This is a genomic window from Halobaculum sp. MBLA0143 (assembly GCF_041361465.1).
Taxonomy (GTDB): Archaea; Halobacteriota; Halobacteria; order Halobacteriales; family Haloferacaceae; genus JAHENP01.
On the sequence record NZ_JBGKAC010000001.1, the window covers coordinates 314,608 to 332,908 of the forward strand.

23 protein-coding genes are annotated in these 18,301 nt (G+C 68.6%); 18 read left to right on the forward strand and 5 right to left on the reverse strand.

Features of this window, described 5'->3' with window-relative positions:
- Positions 1-30: 30 nt before the first annotated feature.
- Positions 31-324 carry a hypothetical protein gene (locus RYH79_RS01665; RefSeq protein ID WP_370895585.1) on the forward strand — a complete coding sequence of 98 codons (294 nt, stop codon included), beginning with the start codon at positions 31-33 and terminating at the stop codon, positions 322-324.
- On the opposite strand, the gene RYH79_RS01670 is transcribed toward RYH79_RS01665, so the two are convergent.
- Positions 321-2,207: a PINc/VapC family ATPase gene (locus RYH79_RS01670; protein WP_370895587.1), complete on the reverse strand. Its 1,887-nt coding sequence runs from the start codon at positions 2,205-2,207 to the stop codon at positions 321-323. The two genes, RYH79_RS01665 and RYH79_RS01670, sit on opposite strands and share 4 nt — an antisense overlap.
- An 88-nt stretch (positions 2,208-2,295) precedes the next feature.
- Here RYH79_RS01670 and RYH79_RS01675 point away from each other — a divergent pair, with 88 nt between their 5' ends.
- The 11 genes from RYH79_RS01675 to hemL all read left to right on the forward strand — a co-directional run bounded on the left by RYH79_RS01675 (position 2,296) and on the right by hemL (position 11,310).
- A complete protein-coding gene (locus tag RYH79_RS01675) occupies positions 2,296-2,940 on the forward strand; it encodes a bifunctional 4-hydroxy-2-oxoglutarate aldolase/2-dehydro-3-deoxy-phosphogluconate aldolase (protein ID WP_370895589.1) in 645 nt (214 codons plus the stop codon).
- 93 nt (positions 2,941-3,033) lie between these two features.
- Positions 3,034-3,651, forward strand: a complete 618-nt coding sequence (locus RYH79_RS01680; protein ID WP_370895591.1) for a riboflavin synthase — start codon at positions 3,034-3,036, stop codon at positions 3,649-3,651.
- A gap of 433 nt (positions 3,652-4,084) precedes the next feature.
- Positions 4,085-4,261: a DUF7838 family putative zinc beta-ribbon protein gene (locus RYH79_RS01685; RefSeq protein ID WP_370895593.1), complete on the forward strand. Its 177-nt coding sequence runs from the start codon at positions 4,085-4,087 to the stop codon at positions 4,259-4,261.
- Between the two features lie 46 nt (positions 4,262-4,307).
- Positions 4,308-4,709 carry a prefoldin subunit beta gene (locus tag RYH79_RS01690; RefSeq protein WP_370895595.1) on the forward strand — a complete coding sequence of 134 codons (402 nt, stop codon included), beginning with the start codon at positions 4,308-4,310 and terminating at the stop codon, positions 4,707-4,709.
- A gap of 6 nt (positions 4,710-4,715) precedes the next feature.
- A complete protein-coding gene (locus RYH79_RS01695) occupies positions 4,716-4,964 on the forward strand; it encodes a DUF3194 domain-containing protein (RefSeq protein WP_370895597.1) in 249 nt (82 codons plus the stop codon).
- A gap of 126 nt (positions 4,965-5,090) precedes the next feature.
- The gene (locus RYH79_RS01700; protein ID WP_370895599.1) at positions 5,091-6,140 is read left to right on the forward strand and encodes a PAS domain S-box protein; all 1,050 of its coding nucleotides are present in this window, start codon (positions 5,091-5,093) and stop codon (positions 6,138-6,140) included.
- 67 nt (positions 6,141-6,207) lie between these two features.
- Positions 6,208-7,296 (forward strand): hydroxymethylbilane synthase, encoded by a 1,089-nt coding sequence (hemC, locus tag RYH79_RS01705; RefSeq protein ID WP_370895601.1) that lies wholly within the window; start codon positions 6,208-6,210, stop codon positions 7,294-7,296.
- Positions 7,293-8,126 (forward strand): uroporphyrinogen-III C-methyltransferase, encoded by an 834-nt coding sequence (gene cobA, locus RYH79_RS01710; RefSeq protein WP_370895603.1) that lies wholly within the window; start codon positions 7,293-7,295, stop codon positions 8,124-8,126. Before hemC ends, cobA begins: the two co-directional genes overlap by 4 nt.
- A complete protein-coding gene (locus tag RYH79_RS01715) occupies positions 8,123-8,872 on the forward strand; it encodes a uroporphyrinogen-III synthase (protein ID WP_370895605.1) in 750 nt (249 codons plus the stop codon). Before cobA ends, RYH79_RS01715 begins: the two co-directional genes overlap by 4 nt.
- A 48-nt stretch (positions 8,873-8,920) precedes the next feature.
- Positions 8,921-9,919 (forward strand): hypothetical protein, encoded by a 999-nt coding sequence (locus tag RYH79_RS01720; RefSeq protein ID WP_370895607.1) that lies wholly within the window; start codon positions 8,921-8,923, stop codon positions 9,917-9,919.
- A 53-nt stretch (positions 9,920-9,972) separates the two neighbouring features.
- Positions 9,973-11,310 (forward strand): glutamate-1-semialdehyde 2,1-aminomutase, encoded by a 1,338-nt coding sequence (gene hemL, locus RYH79_RS01725; protein ID WP_370895609.1) that lies wholly within the window; start codon positions 9,973-9,975, stop codon positions 11,308-11,310.
- A gap of 34 nt (positions 11,311-11,344) precedes the next feature.
- Here hemL and RYH79_RS01730 read toward each other — a convergent pair whose 3' ends face one another.
- A complete protein-coding gene (locus RYH79_RS01730) occupies positions 11,345-11,557 on the reverse strand; it encodes a hypothetical protein (protein WP_370895611.1) in 213 nt (70 codons plus the stop codon).
- Positions 11,558-11,711: 154 nt separating this feature from the next.
- On the opposite strand from RYH79_RS01730, the gene RYH79_RS01735 reads away from it, so the two are divergent.
- Both RYH79_RS01735 and RYH79_RS01740 read left to right on the forward strand, forming a co-directional pair.
- The gene (locus RYH79_RS01735; protein ID WP_370895613.1) at positions 11,712-11,906 is read left to right on the forward strand and encodes a XapX domain-containing protein; all 195 of its coding nucleotides are present in this window, start codon (positions 11,712-11,714) and stop codon (positions 11,904-11,906) included.
- A gap of 36 nt (positions 11,907-11,942) precedes the next feature.
- Complete coding sequence (locus RYH79_RS01740) at positions 11,943-12,902, forward strand: succinylglutamate desuccinylase/aspartoacylase family protein (protein WP_370895615.1); 960 nt, start codon at positions 11,943-11,945, stop codon at positions 12,900-12,902.
- A 37-nt stretch (positions 12,903-12,939) separates the two neighbouring features.
- On the opposite strand, the gene RYH79_RS01745 is transcribed toward RYH79_RS01740, so the two are convergent.
- Entirely contained in the window at positions 12,940-13,470 is a 531-nt protein-coding gene (locus tag RYH79_RS01745) for a hypothetical protein (RefSeq protein WP_370895617.1), read from the reverse strand.
- 100 nt (positions 13,471-13,570) lie between these two features.
- Positions 13,571-14,662, reverse strand: a complete 1,092-nt coding sequence (locus RYH79_RS01750) for an anthranilate phosphoribosyltransferase (protein WP_370895619.1) — start codon at positions 14,660-14,662, stop codon at positions 13,571-13,573.
- 182 nt (positions 14,663-14,844) lie between these two features.
- Between RYH79_RS01750 and RYH79_RS01755 the strand changes: the two genes are divergently transcribed.
- Positions 14,845-15,657, forward strand: coding sequence for a halocin C8-like domain-containing protein (locus RYH79_RS01755; RefSeq protein ID WP_370895621.1), 813 nt, complete (start codon positions 14,845-14,847; stop codon positions 15,655-15,657).
- A 34-nt stretch (positions 15,658-15,691) separates the two neighbouring features.
- On the forward strand, positions 15,692-16,066 hold the full coding sequence (locus RYH79_RS01760; protein WP_370895623.1) for a hypothetical protein: 375 nt from the start codon (positions 15,692-15,694) through the stop codon (positions 16,064-16,066).
- Positions 16,067-16,078: 12 nt separating this feature from the next.
- Here RYH79_RS01760 and RYH79_RS01765 read toward each other — a convergent pair whose 3' ends face one another.
- Entirely contained in the window at positions 16,079-16,828 is a 750-nt protein-coding gene (locus RYH79_RS01765; RefSeq protein ID WP_370895625.1) for a helix-turn-helix transcriptional regulator, read from the reverse strand.
- Positions 16,829-16,924: 96 nt separating this feature from the next.
- Here RYH79_RS01765 and ahbB point away from each other — a divergent pair, with 96 nt between their 5' ends.
- Both ahbB and RYH79_RS01775 read left to right on the forward strand, forming a co-directional pair.
- Positions 16,925-17,962, forward strand: a complete 1,038-nt coding sequence (gene ahbB, locus RYH79_RS01770) for a siroheme decarboxylase subunit beta (RefSeq protein ID WP_370895627.1) — start codon at positions 16,925-16,927, stop codon at positions 17,960-17,962.
- Between the two features lie 96 nt (positions 17,963-18,058).
- Complete coding sequence (locus tag RYH79_RS01775; protein ID WP_370895629.1) at positions 18,059-18,250, forward strand: hypothetical protein; 192 nt, start codon at positions 18,059-18,061, stop codon at positions 18,248-18,250.
- The last annotated feature ends 51 nt before the right edge of the window (positions 18,251-18,301 follow it).

Sequence of the window (18,301 nt, forward strand, 5' to 3'; positions counted from 1 at the left end):
TTCTTGTGCACGTGCGTCAAAACGTCGTTCATGAGCCTCAACAGTGACGCCCGCGAGTACGTCGATACGTTCGAGGCAGACGAGGTCGGGCACGTTGAGGTGTTCTCCGAGGGGGACAGCTACGTCGGCGTCCCAGTAGACGGGGACGAGCAATACTCACTGCGGCTGAAACGAGGACAGAGAGACGTGTTCGTCACACAGTTGGACGGAGGCAGAGAAATCACGCTCCGCCCTGTCGACGACGGGTTCTTCCGGAGCGCTCAACCGGTCCCGCGGTTCGTCCGCCGACTCGCCGGACTGGAGTCGCGTTCCGACCGCGACTAGTTCGGCACGACGCTGATCGTCTGCCGGCGGTCGACGGCGTCCTCCAGCTCCTCGGCGATGGCGCTCCCGCGTGACACCTGGATGTCGCCGCCGCGGCCGACGGTCGCGGTGAACAGGTACTCCCCGTCCGCGCGCACCTCCACCGTCTCGCCGACGTGTTCGTCCATCCGGATCACGACGTGGCGGCTCGTGATCTCCGGCTCGACGACGGTGCCTTGCGGCTGTGGCGTCCCGCCGCTACCGCCACCGGCCGCGACGGCACCCTCACTCCCACCGCCGGTCGGGCCGCTCTCGGGGTTGTCCTCGTGGGTGCGGACGTCGATGCTGATGCCGAGCCGTTCTTCGATCCCCTCGATCCGGCCGCCACCCTTGCCGATCACGTAGCTGATGTCGTCCTCGTCGACGTAGACGACCGCCTCGTCCGTGCCACGGAGTTCGACGTCGACGTGGCCACGGGCGACCGAGCGGATCTCGCGTTCGATCTCCTGGCGGGCGATCCGATCGACACCGGAGTCACGCCCCTCCTCACCCTCGTCGAGTGGGACGGTGACGACCTGACGGTTGAAGGTGTAAATCTCGTACGCCGGGCGGTTCGTCTCGAAGTCGACCACCTGGATCACCGGGCGCGCGAGGTCCTCGGCGGTGAGCCCCTCCGGCACCTTCACCTCCGTCTGTACGTCGTACACGGTGTCGACCTCGCCGGCCTCGATGAACACGACCGTGTCCACGACCTGCGGGATCATCCCCAGTTCCACCCGGCCGACGAGCCGTTGGAGTGCGTCGATGGCCCGTGTGGCGTGAGTGACGCCGACCATCCCGACGCCGGCCAGCCGCATGTCGGAGAACACCTCGAAGTCGTTCGTCTTCCGCACCTCGTCGTAGATGGTGTAGTCCGGCCGGACGAGCAACAGCGAGTCGGCCGTCTTGGCCATGTCGCCGCCCAGCGCGGTGTACTGTGTCACCTCGTCGGACACCTCCAGGTCCCGGGGCTTCTCCATCGTCTTGACCGCGTAGTCGCTGTCGGTGAGGAACTCCGCGACCGCCTGCGCGAACGTCGACTTCCCGGCCCCCGGGGAGCCGGCGATCAGGACCCCGCGCTGGCGCTCCACCAGCCGGTCGCGCAGCTCGTCGGCGTACTCGTAGTCGTCCAACTCCGTCTGGACGATGGGGCGGACGGCGGTGATCTCGATCCCGTCCGCGAACGGCGGCCGGGCGACCGCGATCCGGTAACTACCGTACTGGACGATGTTCATCCCCGGCTCGGACAGTTCGAGGAAGCCGTCGCTGGACGCGCGTGCCGTCTCTACCACGTCGTCGGCCCACTCGGCCATCTGGGCCTCGCTCGTCGGCTCGTCGCCGATCTGCTGGTAGTGCATGTCGCCGACGGAGCCTCGCTTGCCCTTCGGCACCGTCCCCGTCTTCAGGTGGACGGACATCGTCTGCTCGTCGAAGAACTGCTCGACTGCGAGCCCGTCGTCCGTCGTGGAGCGGTCGACCGCCTCGACGTACTCGACTGCGACCCCGGTCGCCTCCGCCGTCTCCGCCTGGACGTAGTCGGAGGTGAGCAGCGTGGCGTCGTACTCGCCGGCCACGTCCCGGACGAGCGCGTCGATGGCACCCTCGTCTGCGCCGTCGACCCGGTGGTCCGCCGGGCGCTCGCCGACGAACGCCGCCTGGACGGCGCCGTCGTCGTCCAGCCGGGCGAGTTCCTGGAGCTCGGTGAGTCCGTCCCAGCCGGTCTCGCGTCCACTGTTCGCCTGTGCTTCCAACTCCGCGACGACCGCCTCGGGGACGTACACGGTCGCGTCCTCGTACGTCCCGTCGGCGACCCGTTCGGACACTCGTCCGTCGACGACGGCGCTCGTGTCCGGAACGACGTTCATACGGACATTTCGCGCGGGAGACTCATAAGCGTGTACACTGCCGCCGTCTACCCACAACTTCATACCCCGGCCGACGGTTCACTCGGACGTGAGTACGGAGACGTTCGCGGCGATTCGCGAGAGCGGCGTCGTCGCAGTGTTGCGGGGTGTCGAGGCGGCGACACTGGTCGAGATCGGCGAGGCGTTGTTGGACGGTGGGGTGACGACCCTGGAGGTGACGGCCGACAACCCGGACGCGCCGGCGTTGATCGACACGCTCCAGACGGAGCTCGGCGACCGCGCGACCGTCGGTGCGGGGACGGTCATCGACGGCGAGACCGCACAGTCCGTGATCGCGGCCGGCGCGGAGTTCGTCGTCTCCCCGTCGAGTCACCGGGACGTGATCGAGACGTGTAATCGTCACGGCGTCCTCGTCGCTCCGGGGATCATGACCCCGACGGAGGCGGTGGAGGCGTACGAGCAGGGAGCGGATCTGGTGAAGGTGTTCCCGGCGAAGACGGTCGGCCCGGACCACGTCGCGGCGATGCGCGGACCCCTGTCACAGATCCCGATGCTGCCGACCGGCGGCGTCACCCCGGACAACGCCGGTGCGTTCCTGGAGGCGGGCGCGGTCGCGGTCGGCGCCGGCTCCGCGCTCGTCCCCGACGAGGCCGTCGAGACGGAGGAGTTCACCGAGATCACTCGCCGAGCAGAGCGGTTCCGCGAGGCCGTCGCGGACACCCGCGGGGAGTGAACGGACGGCGGGCGAGCGACACACGACGGGCGCTCGGGTGTTCTCGCATCACGGAAACGGTACGCTTTCCAGTATCGGAACCCAATCGAACGTGTGTTCACCGGAATCGTCGAGACGACGGGTGAGGTGACCGGACGCGAGGCGACGGCAGACGGGCTGCGGCTGCGGATCGCTGCGACGGGACTGGACGATCTGTCTCACGGGCAGTCGATCGCCGTCAGCGGCGTCTGTCTGACGGTGGAGTCGTTCGGCGACGAGGAGGGCGGCGACCGGCGGTGGTTCGAGGTGTTCCTGGCGGCCGAGACGGTCGCCAAGACGTACTTGGACGACGTGACCGTCGGCGACACGGTCAACGTCGAACGGGCGCTGCCCGCGGACGGCCGCTTCGACGGCCACCTCGTCCAGGGCCACGTCGACGGCACCGCGGAGGTCACGTCGATCGAACGGGTCGGCGAGGACTGGCGCTTCGGCTTCAACCTCCCCGAGCGGTTCGACAGCTACGTCGTGCCGAAAGGCTCCGTCGCCCTAGACGGGATCTCGCTCACTGTCGCCGAGCGCGACGCGGACAGCTTCGAGGTCGCCATCGTCCCGACGACCTACGAGGTGACCAGCCTCTCGGAGAAGTCCGTCGGCGACCCCGTCCACCTGGAGGTGGACGTGGTGGCGAAGTACGTCGAGTCGATGGTGTCGGGGTACACGGAAGAGCTGTAGCGGCACCCACGGTGACTCGTCCCGACGCTCCGAGACCGGCCGCGTAGTTCTGGTGTACTCGATGGCCAATAGATTAATCAGGAGACGAGTACAACCCACGGTCGCTCCTAGCACGGTTCCGACTCGGAGGGGAGACTGTGTGGGGGCGCAGGGCCCACAGCCACACTCGAGAGCGTTCGAAGCCCGGCGGTCGTCGCGGTCGACCCGGCGACGCCCTGCCGAGACCCCGGCTAGCTGCCGGTGGCTGCGTGGTTGCCCTGCCGTGTTCCCTCGGCTGCGCCACGAGGCCACTCTCGGTGTCTCCGTGCCCGTGTACCGTACACACCGAGAGCAGATCGGTCGTCCCGGCACTCTCCGTTCCGAGCCGGGGCCTCGGTTCCTCCCCGAGTCCACATCGGAGTTTTGAAGCCCCACCGCGCCGTCACGCGGAGGTATGAGCCTGGAGATGACCCACGACTGCCCGGAGTGTGGGGAGGAGACGACGTTCTGGCGTGCCGCCAGCACGGAGCTTCACCTCGGCGAGAAGACGAAGTGGCGGTGTACGGAGTGTGAGCACACGCTGATCCTGATCGGCGGCGAGGGCGGCATCGACTCGTCGGCGGGCGCGTGACCCCCGAGTAAACGCCTTTTTCACCCCGAAGCCCGTCGACCCGGGTATGCAGGGCAATCTGCCGCCCGAGGCACAGGAGAAGATTGAGGAACTGCAGGACCTCCAGGAGCAGGCCCAGAATCTGGCCGAGCAGAAGGAGACCACGGAGTCGGCGCTCACGGACGCCCAGACGGCGCTGGAGGCGCTAGACGACATCGACGAGGACGCCCAGATGTACCGCGAGGTCGGCGAACTGCTCGTCGAGGCGGAGTACGACGACGCGCAGTCGGATCTGGAAGACAAGACGGACCGGCTGGAGCGGCGTGCAGACCAGCTCGGCTCGAAGGAGTCACAGGTCCAAGAGCAGTTCGAGAGTCTCCAGGAGGAGCTCCAGCAGCTGCTCCAGGGTGGCGGCGGCGGCGGCGGAATGCCGGGCGGCCCGGGCGGTCCCGGCGCCGGCGGAGCCTGACGGGCGATGGCGGAGTCCGACCCGACGAACGAGACGGTGGTCGAGACGGCGTCTGCGGCGGCCGAAGGGGTCGTCCTCGACCGGTACAAGCAGTCGGCGCTCCGTGACTTCGACGTGACTGTCACGTTCGAAGACGGCGTGCTGGACGTGGACGTGTACGTCAATCCACCCGCCGACCCCGACCACGACGCCGAGGCGGTCGCCGACGAGGCGGCGCGAGCGGCACAGGACGCGGTCGACGACCTGTTCGCGTAGCCCTCCGGTCTAGTTATCGAATCTCGGAACTGGGGGCGAACTATTTTTTAGCCGGGGAGCGCGACCGGTACCAATGTCACGGACTGTCGTCCGTCGCCGGTCGACCGCGGCGCCGGGGTGGCCGCCGTGACGTTCGGACCGGCCGCCTACGAGCGGGCCTTCGAGAGCGCCGGCATTCCGGTACTCCTGATGGACCCGCAAGGGACCATCCGCGACGTGAACGACGCCGGCCTCTCGTTTGCCGGCTACGACCGCGAGGAGCTCGTCGGCACGACCGGAGACACGATTCTCGCACAGCGAGCGACGGTCACGGAGATCACCGAGGCGATGGCCGCCGGGAACACCTGGCAGGGCGACCTGGAGCTGCGGACCGCGGACGGCCGGACGGTGTACGGGCAGGGCTCCGTCGCTCCGATCCGGACGGGCGACGACGAGGCGCCACCGGGCTACGTCGCGGCGTTCGTCGACGCCCGCCAGAAGCGGCAGTACGAGACCGCCGCGGAGGTGTTGAACCGGTTGCTGCGCCACGACCTGAAGAACGACCTGAACGTGGTGTACGGCTACATCCAGCAGGCCCGGAGAGAGACGGACGACCCGGCGGCGCGGACGGCGCTGACCGACGCCCGCGAGACGCTCTCGCGGGTGATCGACAAGAGTGAACGCGCCCGCGACCTCCGGAAGCTGTTGGACCGCGCCTACCAGGAGTCCACCTACCCGGTGCGACTCGACGTGGTGTTGTCCCGGGTCGTCGCGGACGTCTCGGCGACGTACGAGGAGGCGACGTTCGAACTGGGCGACCTGCCGACGGTGTCCGTCGTCGCCGACGACCTCCTGGCGACGGTGTTGGAGGGAGTCGTCGAGAACGCCGTCGAGCACAACGACGGCGACCCACACGTCGGGGTGGACGTCGAGACGAACGACCGGACGGCCGTCGTCCGGGTGGCCGACGACGGACCGGGGATGTCACAGGGGGGAGACGTGGTGTTCGGTCGTGGCGCGACGGACGCGCTCAACCACGGCGACGGCATCAGTCTGTTCTTCGCCGACAGTGTCGTCCGGACGTACGAGGGGCAACTGTGGTTCGAGGAGTGGGAGGCGTCGACGCCGCCGCTGTCGGCCGAGTCGGGCGGCACCGTGTTCAAGCTCGAACTCCTGCTGGCGGGCGGCGGGGAGTGAGTCGCCAGACGCCTCGGGTCGCTAGTAGACCGAGCGGGTTATCCGCCCGTCGGGCGCACCTCCGGGTATGAGCGAGACGTTCACGCTGGCGACCCGGAGCTCCGACCTGGCGCTCCGGCAGGCCGAGCGGGTCCGGTCGGCGCTGTCGACGCGACGGCTCGACGTCGAACTGCTCCACGTCCAGACCCAGGGCGACCAGGTCCGCGACGAACTGATCTCCGAACTGGGGATGACCGGCGCGTTCGTCCGCGCGGTGGACGAACGGGTGATGGACGGAGAGGCGGACGCGGCCGTCCACTCGATGAAGGACATGCCGACCGAGCAGCCTCCGGAGCTGTCTGTCGCGGGCGTGCCCGAGCGAGCCCCCGCCGGCGACGTGCTCGTCACTCCCGAGGAGAACGGGAACGGACTCGACGACCTACTCGTGGGCGCGACCGTCGGCACGGGGTCGCTCCGGCGACAGGCTCAACTGCTGGCGACGCGCCCGGACCTAGAGGTAGCGCCGCTACGGGGCAACGTCGACACCCGGGTCCAGAAGCTGTTGGCGCCGACGCTCCAGGCAGAACACGAACGCCGGACCGAGGCAGAAGACGACGACTCCGACGAGGAGTTCGACCGGACGCCCGACGAGTGGTTCGACGACCTGACCGAACTGGAGCGAGGGGCGCTCGAACGGACGCCGGACACGGAGTACGACGCGATCGTGCTCGCGGAGGCGGGGCTGCGGCGGTTGGACCTGTACGATCACCCCGCGGTCGGCACCCAGCGGCTCCCCCGCTCGGAGTTCGTCCCGGCGCCGGGCCAGGGAGCGCTCGCGGTGACGACCGCGACACCGGAGACGCGCGAGACGGTCCGGAGTGCGTTCGACCACGCGCCGACGCGCGTGACGACGACAGTCGAACGGACGCTGTTGGCGGAGCTTGGCGGCGGCTGTGTCGCTCCGATCGGGGTCCACGCGCTGCTCCAGGGGGAACACGTCTCCGTCCGAGTGCGAGTGCTGTCCACGGACGGCGACGAGGAGATCGCAGAGTCGCGCGACCTCTCGGCGGAGCGACACGCCGAGGCCGCTCGGGAGTTTGCGGCCGACCTCCGAGAGCGTGGTGCGGCGGAGCTGATCGCGGCGGCCCGCGAGGAGACCGGAGGTGACCGGCCGTGACCGAGGCCCTCGGGACGGTGTACCTCGTCGGCTCCGGCCCGGGCGACCCGGAGCTGTTGACGGTGAAGGCCCGGCGACTGTTGGACGAGGCGGACGTGGTGCTCCACGACAAGCTCCCCGGCCCGGAGATCCTGGAGTCGATCCCGGCCGACCGCCGGGAGGACGTTGGCAAGCGCGCCGGCGGCGAGCGGACGAGCCAGGAGTACACGAACGACCGACTCGTCGAACTCGCCCGCAATGGGAAGACGGTCGTCCGGCTGAAGGGCGGCGACCCGTTCGTGTTCGGTCGCGGCGGCGAGGAGGCGGAGGTGCTGGCCGACGCCGGAGTCCCGTTCGAGGTGGTGCCGGGCGTCACCTCGCCGGTGGCCGCGCCGGGCGTCGCCGGTATCCCGGTCACCCACCGCGACCACGCCTCCTCCGTCTCCTTCGTGACGGGCCACGAGGATCCGACGAAACCGGAGTCGGCCGTCGACTGGGCGGCACTCGCCGACACCGGCGGCACGATCGTCGTCCTGATGGGGGTCGGGAAGCTCCCGGAGTACACCGCCGAGCTGCGAGCAGCCGGGATGAGCCCGGAGACGCCGGTCGCGCTCGTGGAGCGTGGCACCTGGCCGGAGATGCGCGTCGCGACCGGCACACTCGACAGCATCGTCGACGCCCGCGACGAGACGGGGATCGAGCCGCCCGCGGTGACGGTGATCGGCGAGGTGGCCGCCCAGCGTGCCGACCTCGTCGAGTTCCTGCGGGGGCGTGGAGACGCGGACGCGACGGCCGCGGCGACCGACACTGGTGGGTCGGACGACGCCGACGACGGAGGTGACCCGGCGTGACGAGCGAGGTGCGCGCGGCCGTGTTCCGTCCGGACGACGAGCGAATCGACGACGCCGCCGAACTGTTGGCGTCGCTGGGGGCGACGCCGGTGCCGGACCCGATGCTCGCCGTCGACGCGACGGGCGCGACCCCCGCTCGGGGAGACTGGACCGTGTTCACCTCGAAGACGGGCGTCGAACTGGCGGCCGAGGCGGGCTGGACGCCGACGGAGACGCGGGTCGCTACGATCGGTCCGGCGACGGCCGACGCCGCCCGCGCTGAGGGGTGGGAAGTGGATCTCGTCCCCGAGGAGTACTCGTCTGCGGGGTTGGTCGACGCGCTCCCGCCGGCCGTCGGCGACGACGCGACCGTGACGGTCGCCCGATCCGACCACGGCTCGGCGGTGTTGCTCGACGGGCTGCGCGAGGTGGGGATCGAGACGACGGAGACGGTGCTGTATCGGCTCGTCCGCCCGGAGGGGGCGGGCGAGTCGACGGAGCTGGCGGCCGACGGGGCGTTGGAGGCTGCCCTGTTCACCTCGTCGCTGACGGTCGAACACTTCCTGGAGGCCGCGGGCGAGCGCGGCGTCCGTCCGGCGACCGTCGACGGGCTCGGTGAGGCCGTCGTGGGCTGTATCGGCGAGCCGACTGCCGCCACCGCCCGCGAGCACGGGATCGACGTGGACGTGGTGCCCGGGGAGGCCACCTTCGAGACGCTGGCGACGACTGTGGTGGAGCGGGCGGCCCCGAGCCACCACGAGGCGTGATCTGTGGCGGCCACTCGTTTGAAGTCGACTCCCCCGCACACACGACCGATGACGACGTTCGATCAGTTCGCGGTGACGGACGGCTCTGTGACGGCCGACCCGGCCGACGGATCGGCGCCGGTGACCTTCGACGCGGCGCTCGTCGACCGACACGACGACGGTACCGCCGGGTGGGAGCCGCTGGTCGCCGACTGGCTCGACGCCGGCGACGGGTCAATCTCGTTCGACGCCGACGGCAGTGCGGCGTTGTCGAGCGACCGCGTGCTGTCGGCCACGGAGGCGTCGTCGGCCGTCGCCGTCGGCGACCGTCGCGGCGCAGAGGCGGTGCTGGCGTACCTCGCTCACGAGGGCGTCGTCGGCGTCGACGACGACTCGGTCACCGTCCTCCGACCGTTCGAGGAGGTCGCCGAGACGCACACGGCGGTGTACAACAACTGGGCGGCGACGGTCGACGTCCTCGTCGACCGGGTGGACGTGCTCTCGAGTCGGATCGAAGCGGTAGAGATGAGCTTTGATGCGCGAGACGACCCGACCGCCATGCTGTCCGTAGACCCCGACAGCCTCTCGATGGCGATGGAACGGTACTCTCTGATCCGGGACACGCTCTTCGACCACATAGGCAACTTCAGACAACTCGCACTCGACCCGACCATCCTCCCGGAGTCGCTCGTAGAGGGCAGCGAACAGTTCGCGGCGTTCGTCGAGTCCTCTCTCGAGGAGCTCCCGACCGTGACGGAACTCGCGACGACCGCCGACCGGACGATATTCGAGATCGTCGAACGGATCGCAGACCAGTACGCCGGCTTCCTCTCGTCGTTCTCGTCTACGTTCTCTCCGTCAGAGAAGATGGCGGATCTGTCTCCAGACGAGTTCATGGACGAGATCACCGAGTCTGAGTCCTCCGATCGGATGAAGATAGAGCCGGTGACTCCCGACGACTCTCTCGAGGAACACGACGACGAGGAGTTCTTCGACTCTCTCGGAGAACACGACGAGGATGTCGGTGGGTCGGACGACTCCGCCGACGACCCGTCCGACGCGAACTGACTCCCCGCCGACAGCCAGAAACGCCTTTCCGGCACGCGGTCGAACCGGACGACATGTCACACGAGCAGTCGCGCGACCTCTACGACCGTGGTCTCTCCGTACTCGCGGGCGGGGTCAACTCCTCCGTCCGGGCGACGAAGCCGTACCCGTTCTTCGTCCAACGCGGCGACGGCGCCCACGTGATCGACGCCGACGGCAACCGCTATCTCGACTACGTGATGGGGTACGGACCGTTGCTGTACGGTCACGACCTCCCGGAGCCGGTGACGGCCGCCGTCCAACGCCACGTCGCCGAAGGACCGATGTACGGCGCCCCGACGGAGATCGAGGTGGAACACGCGGAGTTCGTCGCCAGACACGTCCCGTCGGTGGAGATGCTGCGGTTCGTCAACTCCGGGACGGAGGCGACCGTCTCCGCGGTCCGGCTCGCCCGTGCGATCACCGGCCGCGACAAGATCGTCGTCATGCAGGGCGGCTACCACGGCGCCCAAGAGTCCACGCTCGTCGAGGGAGAGCCGGGCCACCCCAGCCCCTCCTCGCCGGGGATTCCCGAGGACTTCGCCAAACACACCATCCCGGTGCCGTTCAACGACACGGAGACGCTCCGGGAGGTGTTCGACCACCACGGCGACGAGATCGCGGCGGTGTTGACGGAGCCGATTCTCGGCAACCTCGGAATCGTGATGCCCGAGGACGGCTTCCACGACACGATCCGAGAGCTGTGTGACGACCACGGCGCGCTGTTCGTGTTGGACGAGGTCATCACCGGGTTCCGGATCGGCGGGCTCCAGTGTGCCCAGGGCCGGTTCGACATCGACCCGGACCTGACGACGTTCGGGAAGATCATCGGCGGCGGCTTCCCCGTCGGCGCAATCGGCGGCAAGGCGGAGTACGTCGAGCAGTTCACGCCCGGCGGCGAGGTGTTCCAGTCGGGCACCTTCTCCGGCCACCCGGTGACGATGGCCGCCGGCTACGAGAACCTGAAGTTCGCGGCCGAGAACGACGTGTACGACCACGTCAACGAACTGGGCGAACGGCTCCGTGCCGGGATCACGGACATCTGTGAGGACCAGGCCCCGGAGTACACCGTCGTCGGCACGGAGTCGATGTTCAAGACGATCTTCACCCGCGATGCCCCGACCGACTTCGACGACCACTGCGAGGCCGGCTGTGCCCAACGGGAGTCGTGTTCCCGGTACGACCACTGTCCCAAGCAGGGTGACGACGTGCGCGACGCCGCCACCGAGCGGTGGGAACGGGTGTTCTGGCAGGAGATGAAGGATCGCGGGATCTTCCTGACTGCGAACCAGTACGAGTCGCAGTTCGTCTCCTACCGCCACACGGCCGAGGACATCGAGGAGACGCTGGAGGCGTACAAGGAGGCGTTGTAGCGGGCACGGCGGCTCTCGGAGGGAACCCGGAGGGCTACTCGACGGACCAGAGCGCCGACGTCGTCGACACCGTGGAGGAACTGCGTCCAACCGCGTCGACCACCGCCTGCCGCCGCTCGGGGGCGTGGTCCGTCGGCAACCCGTCCGTCTGGTCGTCGCTCGGCGGGAACGGCTCCAGTTCGATCGGGTCGCTCGCGGCAGTCGTCTGCGGCGACTCGAAACCAGGTACAGACTGTTCGGCGGCCACTCCGGCGTCGTCCCGAACCGCACCCCGACCCGGACGTACTGCTCCCCGGTGTCGACGATCTCGTCTCTCGATCACCCGACTCTGTTCGCGCGAGAGCGCCGAGAGCTCTCCGACCCGACGAACTGAAGTGGCTCCTGGCCTCTCGATTCGGAGGATGAACGTCACAGTCTCTCTGCTCGCGCTCCTGACGGGGCTCGTCACGGGCGCGGTGTTCGCGGCACTGGAGGTACCGATCCCGGCGCCGCCGGAACTGCCTGGCATCCTCGGCATCGTCGGGATCTACGCGGGCTACAAGCTGATCCAGTGGGCGGACGTGAGCGTCGACCTCCTGACCGCCCTGGGCGGGTGACCGAGGGTACAAGCCGTCGCCGTCCGACGGGTCGGTATGGCCAGCCACACGGCACGACGACGCACGCTCGCCCGACTCCCGTCGGGCGTCGAGATCGACACGACGGTCCACCACTACGGCGACGGCGACCCGACGGTGTACGTCCAGGCGGCCCAACACGGGAGAGAGATCAACGGGACGGCGGTGTTGCGCCGGCTCCACGAGGAACTGCTGGAGACCCCCCTCTCGGGGACGGTCGTCGCGGTTCCGGTCGCGGACCCGCTGACGTTCGACCGGGTGAGCTACACGACCCCGGAGGGGTTCGACAGCGTCAACCCGAACATGAACCGGTGTTGGCCGGGACGCGAGGACGGCACCCTCCACGAGCGGATGGCGGCGACGCTGTGGGAGGAGGCCGGCGCGGCCGACTACGTCGTCGACCTCCACACCGGGAGCCGCTCGATGGAGACCCACACCGTCTACCTCCAGGGTGACGACGACTGCCGGCGGCTCGCGGAGGCGTTCGGGACGGAGCTGTTGTTGGCGGAGCCGGCCGGCGAAGACGCCGAGGCAGAGTGGGACGCCCGCGACTTCGGCGGGAAGTTCCGCGTCGCCGCCACCCGCGAGGGGATTCCGGCGATCACGCCGGAGCTAGCACACAACAAAGAGCTCGTCGAGGACGCGATCCAGACGGGTGTCGCCGGAGTCCGGCGGGTGCTCCGGGAGGTCGGCGTCCTGACGGACGCTGAGCCGGTGCCGGACTGGGACGGGACGCGCGCCCGGAACCACCTCGGTCGGGTGCAGGCGTCCGCGTCCGGGTTGTTCCAGCCGGCCACGGACCTGACGCTGGGCGACGAGGTGTCCGAGGGTGAGACCGTCGGCGAGGTGTTCGACCCGACGACGTACGAACGGCTCCAGACCGCGACGGTCGACCGAGACGGGCTCGTCTACTCCGTCGCCAGAGAGGCGACGGTGACGGCCGGTCAGACACTCGTCGGCGTTGCCACTCGGCTGTAGCTCGGACTCGAGTCTCCGACCGCTCGGGCGGCCAGTCTCAAGTGCCCAAACTCTCGAAGAAGCCGGTCCCCTCCTCGCTGGTCGTCAGGAGCGGGACGGAGACGAGCCCACAGACGACACCGAGCACGACCGTGTACGCGAGGAACCCGAGGAACCAGTCGACACCGAGGAGACCCGGAGCGCCGGCGAGGATCGTGCCGAGCTTCGCGCCGGCGGCTTGCGTGAGCAACGCGACTAGGAGCCCGGCCATCCACGCCCCGGGGTAGACGCGGGCGATGTCGGCGGCCGACTGGCCGGTGAGGAGCCTGGCGACGCCCGCGCCGACGGCGACGGGGACGAACAGGAACGCGCCGCTCAACAGGACCGCGACCGCTGCGGCGTCCCCGCGGAGCCCCCCGACCGCGCCGACGAGGGTGAATCCGCCGACCAACGCGAGTGTCCCGCCGAGTGCGGCCGCGTGGCCGACCTGGCGACCGACGACGTGGGCCGTCAGCGACAGCAGCACGACCGCTGCGCTGCCCGCGAGGAAGAACAGCTCGTACAGCCCTGCGAGACCGGCGAGTTGCACGCTCGCACGTCAGTTGGTGCCGACCGACCTAAACGTTACCCCCCAGAGTATCGACGAAGATAACGAGACCGAGGGAGGTCGGATCTCCGGGCGTGATCCGTCAGAACGCCCGGAGGTCGTCCAGCACCGCTGCGGCGTCGCCGTCGTCGATGGCCGCGCGGGCACGTTCCAACCCAGTCTCGAGGCTGCCGGCGTCGCCGCGGGCGTAGATCCGGAAGGCGGCGTTGAGCGCGACGGCGTCGGCGAACTGGTCCGTCCGCTCGCCGGTCACGACGGCCTCCGTGATCGCCGCGGAGTCGGCGGCCACGTCGTCGACCTCCAGGTCGGCCTCCTCGAAGTCCATGCCGTACTCCGGGGTCTCGATCTCGTAGTCCGTGAACGACGAGTCGCCGGCGTCCCCGTCGGCGTCCCACTCGGCGACCTTCGTGTAGCCCGGCCGGATGTCGTCGTACCCCTCCATCCCCTGGAACATGATGACTCGATCCAGGTCGTGGAACTGGCTCTCCTCGAACGTCTCGACGACCTTCTTGGCGAACGCGAGGTGGTAGAACGACCCCAGGTGGACGTCCGCGTCCGCGGGGTTCGCCAGCGTCTCGATCGTGTTGACGAACGTGCGGACACCCATCATGTCGCGTCGGTCCCACAGCTCCTGGACGGCCGGATTGAACGCCGGCTGGTAGTAGAACCCGAACCCGGTCTCGTCGACCATCTCCGCGGAGGTCGCCGGCTCGATCTCCGTCCGGACGCCCAGTTCGTCCAGGACGTGCTTGTAGCTCTCCTGTTTCTGGGTGGGGACGCGGTCGCCGGAGTGGGCGACGACCGGCGTGCCGGCGCCCGCGGCGACGACGCCGGCGGCGACGCCGAGAATCGCCGTCTCACCCTTGCCGTCGTAGTTGGCACCACAGTCGACGGGGTCCGCCTCCGGGGCGACGGACGCCACCCGTTCGCTCATCTCGTCGACGTACGCGGCCAACTCCTCTGGATTGTTGCGCTTCCACCGGTTCGCCAGCCAGAACGCGCCCAGGGTCGTGTGGTCCGGCTCACCCGCGAAGATCCGTCGGATCGCCTCCGTCGCCTGCTCGCGGGACATGTCGTCTGCGGATTTCGGCCCGGAGCCACAGACCTCCGTCATCAGCCGCTTCAGCGGCCAGTCGCCGAACGTCTCGCTCGTGGACTCTGTCGCCTTCGCCATACGTCGGGTTGGGCGTGCCGGTCCAAAAGGGGTGTGGTCGACCCTACCGGCCGGGAGAGTGTCAGTGATCTATTCAGTGTTCAACCGCTAAACGACTGTTCACTGAGTGAGATTCTCCTATATCCTGGTAAATATGAATCGTGATTAATGTAATTACCCTCTAGGCCGTCGTACCGAGTGCGATGGAAGACAAAGACACGGACGACGGTGTGCAGCGGCGAGACGTTCTGCGTGGTATCGGTGGAACAACGGCTGCGGCGGCGTTCGGGAGCGGGGTGCTCTCGGACACTGCGGCGGCGAGTGACGGCCTCCCGGACGGGTTCGAGCTGACGGAGCTGACCGGCGAGGCGGCCCGGCGTGCTGTCGACGGGCTCGCACGGACCCGAGAGTTCCGACGCCTCCGGACGGCAGTGCAGGACGCGGGGGCACGTCTGGATCGATCCGCGGCGGTCGTCTACCGGGCGAGCTACGAGGGCCGGAGCCGGACACTGGCGTCGGTCCCGACGGCGACCGACGAGGACCACCGAATGGTCGTCGGCCGAAACGACGACGGTACGGTCGTGATGGGGGCGCTGGAACGCCGTCAGGAGACGGCCGACGGCGCCGAGATCACCTACCGGGAGCTGCCGTCGCTCGCGTCGGAGAGCGAACTGTCGACGGCGGACGCGACGACCGACGACGATGGGCTCGTGAGCCGGACGGTGACGGTCTCCTCGGAGACCGACGGAACGGTGTCGACGGACGTCACCGAAGACGACGTCTCCACCTCGGGAGTCTACTGTTTCAACTGCAAGCTCCTCGTTGCACTCGTCTGTGACGTGGGCTGTGCTGCGGGCACGGCGTTCATCTGTGGACTCGCCGGGACGGTGACGAGCGCGATCGGGATCAGCGCCTGCATCTTCATCACCGGCCGGATCTGTTACGTGATCGCCGCGGCCGGGTGCTTCCTCAACGCCAGCGAGATCTGTTGTCGCGCCGGCAACTGGTGTTGTTAGGGAGACTCAAGTGAACAGAGACGAGAGAACAGCTGTGACAGACGACACGAGCGACGCGACGGTGATCCGAGCGGGAGCGGCGGCGACGCTCTTCGTCGCCGTCGGGACGTTCCTGACCACTCGGCTCGCACCGGGGACCGGACGCCTCCCTCTCGTCGCGGGGGTGCTCACGGTCGCGGCGGCCGGCGTCCTGATCGGGGTCGTGAGCGAACGGACCGGCGTCGGCGCCGGCGTCGCTCTTGCCGGCTCGGCCGTCGCCGTCGTCGCCTGGACTACACCGGTGTCGACGTACCCGACGATGTCGGTCGTGTTGGTGGTGCTCGCCGTCGTAGAGCTGCTCGCCGCGCCGGCACTGGCGCGACTCGGGCGCTTCGGTCGCTCGACCGGTGACTGGCTCCAACGCCGGTGAGCCGACCGCGAGTCACCACGACCGCGCGTCTCCGGCGTAGCGTTCGAACGTCCGTTCCCCCCAGGCGACCGCGTCCTCGTCGTCGGCGAGGAGTAACGCCCGCATGATCCCGTCCTCGTACGCGGCGACGGCGACCCCGTCGGCCGACAGCCCCAGCCCGAACGGCACGGGACCGTCCACGACGGCGACCCGACACCCGTCGGCGGCCGACATGGTCGACGACGCTTCGGGGTGATCCTGTTCCAACCGGTCGGCGTGTGACGCTGCCACGACGAGCTCCACGTCGGCACCGTCGTCTACCTGCTCGGCCACCGCTCGGACGTACGACGGGCCGACTGCGGGAGTGACCGCCCGGAACGTCGAGGCGTCGCCGAGCCAGTCCAGAAACGCCATCACTGGAGCGTGTGGGTCCGTCGACGTCGACGCCGTCACCGTCGCTCCGGACAGCGCCGCGATGTCCAACTCCGACGGGTCGACGTGTTCGAGAAACGGCTCCAGTCGTTCGACCGTCTCCAGGCGCTGTCGAAAGCTGTCGTAGGCGTCGACAACCAGCCGTCCGGTGGCCGTCGCGGTGTACTGGCAGCCGTTCTCTGCCACCCAGCCCCGTTGGACGAGCGTGCGGAGGTTCCGTTGGACGGTGACACGCGAGGCGTCGACCGTGTCTGTCACGTCGCGGACGGTCCGGCGGTCGTCGACGAGCGCGTGGAGGATCTCCCGACGAACTGACGAGCGGCCGAGAAACTCCAGTGGCTCACAAGGCACGAGTGAAATACACGGTGAGAGATAAAAATACACTTCGGTAGCACCAGACAGATCTGACCCGAAAGCGGTAGGTGGCTGCCACCCCATGGACAGACGATGAGTACACCGGACGCAGCGTCGGACTGGCGTGCCGGCTTGGACGAGACGGACGCCGCCCTGATCGACGACTACCAGAGCGACTTCCCGGTGGTCGAAGAACCGTTCCAGGTGCTCGCCGACCACCTCGGGACGACGGAGTCGGACGTACTCGCTCGCGTGGAACGACTCCGGGAGGCGGGCGTGTTCCGCCGGTTCGGCGCGGTGCTCAACCCGCCGGTGATCGGCTCGTCGACGCTGGCGGCCGTGAGCGCCCCGGACGGCCGCTTCGACGAGGTCGCCGAGACGATCAACGACTACCGCCAGGTGAACCACAACTACCGCCGCGACCACGAGTGGAACATGTGGTTCGTCGTCACCGCGGCCTCCCGGGATCGACGCGACGAGATCCTGGCGGAGATCGAGGCTGACACCGGCTGTACCGTCCTGAACCTCCCGATGCTGACGGACTACTACATCGACCTGGAGTTCCCGGTCGTCAACGACGACGCCTTCGCCAGAGAGTCAGTCGCGGAGACGGACGCCTCCGCAACCCGGATCTCCGAGTCCGCGACGGGTGACCTCTCGGCGCTGGAGGGGGAACTGCTCGTCGAGATCCAGGACGGCTTCCCGCTCACCCGGACGCCGTACCGTGACGTGGCCGACGCCGTGGACGCGTCCGTCACGGACGTACTCGCCGCGACCGAGCGGCTGCGCGCCGACGGCTGTGTCAAACGGATCGGCTGTGTCGTCAACCACGTCGTCACCGGCTTCCGGAACAACTGTATGGTCGTCTGGGACGTGCCCGACGACGAACTGGACGCCCGCGGCGAGGCCGTCGGCGAACTGCCGTACGTCACGCTGTGTTACAACCGCCCGCGCCGGCCGGATCTGGACTGGGAGTACAATCTGTTCACGATGGTCCACGGCCGGGAGGCGGACGCCGTCGACGACAAGATCGACGAACTCGCGGCCGACCACCTCCCGTTCGAGCACGAACGGCTCTACTCCACGGAGACGCTGAAACAGACCGGGGCGCGCTACGACGAACTGGTGTAGGGTTAGCAGAGAACAACCGCTGGCAGTTCAGATGTCTGGGGTTCGCAGTACGTGCGCACCCATCGATTTATTCTCTTCCAGACGATATAGTCGGGTGTGTCACAGCGGAGCGCCAGACCACGACTCGAACGCCTGCGTAGCCCAACAGACGTAGTAGACGTATCGGGTTACTTTGGCGAGGAGTCGCTTGACGACACGTTCGTCACTCTGACCGACGACGAAGTAGAGTCACTGACCGCAGCCGTCGGAGACGAGACCCAACGGCTCCGGTCGGTCGGGTCCGACTGACGGTCACTGTTCTTCCGCTCCGTTGCACGGACCGCCAGCGTCTTGTCGGAG

Bases quoted from the DNA above. Each gene is read 5' to 3' on its own strand.
- hemL (WP_370895609.1), top strand. From the start codon at position 9,973: ATGTCACACGAGCAGTCGCGCGACCTCTACGACCGTGGTCTCTCCGTA.
- RYH79_RS01720 (WP_370895607.1), top strand. From the start codon at position 8,921: ATGACGACGTTCGATCAGTTCGCGGTGACGGACGGCTCTGTGACGGCC.
- RYH79_RS01695 (WP_370895597.1), top strand. From the start codon at position 4,716: ATGGCGGAGTCCGACCCGACGAACGAGACGGTGGTCGAGACGGCGTCT.
- RYH79_RS01735 (WP_370895613.1), top strand. From the start codon at position 11,712: ATGAACGTCACAGTCTCTCTGCTCGCGCTCCTGACGGGGCTCGTCACG.
- RYH79_RS01670 (WP_370895587.1), bottom strand. From the start codon at position 2,207: ATGAACGTCGTTCCGGACACGAGCGCCGTCGTCGACGGACGAGTGTCC.
- RYH79_RS01755 (WP_370895621.1), top strand. From the start codon at position 14,845: ATGGAAGACAAAGACACGGACGACGGTGTGCAGCGGCGAGACGTTCTG.
- RYH79_RS01665 (WP_370895585.1), top strand. From the start codon at position 31: ATGAGCCTCAACAGTGACGCCCGCGAGTACGTCGATACGTTCGAGGCA.
- RYH79_RS01685 (WP_370895593.1), top strand. From the start codon at position 4,085: ATGAGCCTGGAGATGACCCACGACTGCCCGGAGTGTGGGGAGGAGACG.
- RYH79_RS01690 (WP_370895595.1), top strand. From the start codon at position 4,308: ATGCAGGGCAATCTGCCGCCCGAGGCACAGGAGAAGATTGAGGAACTG.
- hemC (WP_370895601.1), top strand. From the start codon at position 6,208: ATGAGCGAGACGTTCACGCTGGCGACCCGGAGCTCCGACCTGGCGCTC.
- ahbB (WP_370895627.1), top strand. From the start codon at position 16,925: ATGAGTACACCGGACGCAGCGTCGGACTGGCGTGCCGGCTTGGACGAG.
- RYH79_RS01740 (WP_370895615.1), top strand. From the start codon at position 11,943: ATGGCCAGCCACACGGCACGACGACGCACGCTCGCCCGACTCCCGTCG.
- RYH79_RS01750 (WP_370895619.1), bottom strand. From the start codon at position 14,662: ATGGCGAAGGCGACAGAGTCCACGAGCGAGACGTTCGGCGACTGGCCG.